2 protein-coding genes are annotated in these 1,234 nt (G+C 64.2%); both read left to right on the top strand.

Translation table 11 applies throughout. The features are described 5' to 3' along the window. The first annotated feature begins 16 nt into the window (after positions 1-16). Positions 17-601: a DUF4338 domain-containing protein gene (locus tag GY769_22535; GenBank protein ID MCP4204695.1), complete on the top strand. Its 585-nt coding sequence runs from the start codon at positions 17-19 to the stop codon at positions 599-601. 449 nt (positions 602-1,050) lie between these two features. After that, a partial coding sequence (locus GY769_22540; protein ID MCP4204696.1) for a hypothetical protein occupies positions 1,051-1,234 on the top strand: 184 nt, incomplete at its 3' end.

A 1,234-nucleotide genomic window follows, 5' to 3' on the forward strand; every position in this document is an offset into this window, starting at 1 on the left:
AGCCACCGATCCGGGTCTGCCGATCGACCTGCCGGTGGAGCAACTCAGGGACCTGCGACTCGAAGTCGTCGATGACCGCCGCACCTCGCACCTATGGAATGAATACATCCAGCGCCACCACTATCTCGGCTATCAACCTCTTCCCGGGGCGCAGCTGCGTTATCTCGCGGGCTCTCAGGGCCAGATTTTGGCGCTGCTCGGCTTCGGCGCTGCGGCGTGGAAGATCGCACCACGGGACCGCTGGATTGGATGGAGCGCTGACCAACGTCAGCAACGGTTGCACTTGCTGATCAATAACGCCCGGTTCTTGATCCTGCCGTGGATCACCAGCCGCAACCTGGCGTCCAAACTCCTCGCCATGGCGGCGCGACGAGTCGCCGAGGATTGGGACCGACGCTATGGCTACCGTCCCGTCCTCATGGAAACCTTCGTCGAGACGCCGAGGTTTGCTGGTACCTGTTACCGCGCGGCGAACTGGACTCATGTCGGGCAAACCCGGGGCCGGGGCAAGCTAGACATACGACATCAAGCCCCGCTGCCGATCAAGGACATCTGGCTCTACCCCATCGAGAAGAAGTGCCGACGCACCCTTTGCTCTTGAGCTGAGAGCCTGCCACAACGAGCGTCTCGGCGACCTTCGATGCCCAGCCAGAATGGCCCGAGACCGGCAACCTCAACGGGTTAACCGAATACTTACCGGCTGGCCATGTTAGACGCCGGCAAGTTGACGCAGAATCACCCCTCTGAGGGTCCAGCGTTGTGTTCGCCGTCACCACGGCGACGCGTAACACCTGGTCTCGCTGATGCGCTAGAGGCGCTATCTTCGGCGCCAGCAGGACTTCCCTCGGTCACTCGGCTGATTCCGGTGACGTTAGTCGTCACGGCGGCGACGCAGTAAGCAGAGCTCTGCTGTTCCTGAGCCCCGCGATGGCGGATGGTTGACCGACCCGCCCGGGGTGCTCGCTCGGCACAGAGCGACCGCTCAATCGACGGGCTCGGCCGCGGCCCCGGCTTCACGGCACGGTCGCTGAGCGAACCCGGGAGGCACGCATGAGATCACCGCAAGCCGTCGACGAGCGCGTCGCGGCGCTGCTCGCCCTGCTGGGCGAGAAGATCCGCGAGCAGGGCTTCACCGAGCTCGAAGTCGAGGAGACCCTGAGCTGGGACCGAACGCACATCCGGCAGCTGGCGGCCGGGCGCAAAGCTCTGCACATCGAGGAGGTGCTGTCGATCC

This window comes from bacterium (genome assembly GCA_024224155.1).
GTDB lineage: Bacteria > Acidobacteriota > Thermoanaerobaculia > Multivoradales > JAHEKO01 > CALZIK01.